This window comes from Streptomyces sp. SPB074, from assembly GCF_000154905.1.
In the GTDB taxonomy this organism is placed as follows: domain Bacteria; phylum Actinomycetota; class Actinomycetes; order Streptomycetales; family Streptomycetaceae; genus Streptomyces.
Genome location: NZ_GG770539.1, coordinates 3,268,139 through 3,269,002, shown reverse-complemented (window position 1 = coordinate 3,269,002; position 864 = coordinate 3,268,139). Strand labels below are relative to the sequence as shown.

The following is an 864-nucleotide window of genomic DNA, read 5'->3' as shown; positions in this document are numbered from 1 at the left end:
GCCGCAGCGCCCCGCGACTCTGACTCGCGACCGTCGCGAGCAGCCGCGCCCGCTCCGCCTCCCGCTCCCCGGGCAGCTCCCGCAGCGTGTCCTCCGCCGCCACGAGCCGCGCCGCCCGCACCGGGCCGTCCGAGCGCGTCCACAGCGCCGGTACGTCGTGGACGCCGATGACCCGCGCCGTCAGCTCCGGGTCCCCGTGCCGCCGCGCCTCGGCGACCGCCGCGCCTCGGCGACCGCCGCGAGCCGGTGCTCGCGCGCCGCGCTCAGCCCGTCCCCGCCCGGCCCGTCCTCGTACGCTCGGCCATGGCCCTCACCGATACCGACCTCGCCCACCTCCGCCGTGCCCTCGCCCTCGCCGCCGAAGCGCTCGCGGCGGGCGACGAGCCCTTCGGGTCCGTCCTCGTGTCCGGCGCGGGGGAGGTGCGCGCCGAGGCGCGCAACGAGGCCGGCGGGGGCGATCACACCCGGCACCCCGAGTTCGCCCTCGCCCGCTGGGCCGCCGCGCACCTCACGCCGGAGGAACGCGCCCGCGCCACGGTGTGCACGAGCGGTGAGCACTGCCCCATGTGCGCCGCCGCGCACGGCTGGACCGGGCTCGGCCGCATCGTCCACGCCGCCTCCGCCGCCCAGCTCGCCGGCTGGCTCGCCGAGTGGGGCCTGCCCCCGGCACCCGTCGCCGCGCTCCCGGTCACCGCCGTCGTGCCCGGCGCCCTCGTGGAAGGCCCGGTGCCCGCGCTGACCGAGGAGATCCGCGCCCTGCACCACCGCGCCCGCGTCCGCCCCTGAACCGGCCGTCCGCGCGGCGCTCGCGCGGGCGCCGACGTGAGACACCGCACACCCGCGCACCCCCGCACGCCCCCCGCA

1 protein-coding gene is annotated in these 864 nt (G+C 80.6%); it reads left to right on the top strand.

From position 1 onward, the window contains the following. The first annotated feature begins 303 nt into the window (after positions 1–303). A complete protein-coding gene (locus tag SSBG_RS13435; RefSeq protein WP_008746676.1) occupies positions 304–786 on the top strand; it encodes a nucleoside deaminase in 483 nt (160 codons plus the stop codon). Positions 787–864 lie beyond the last annotated feature (78 nt).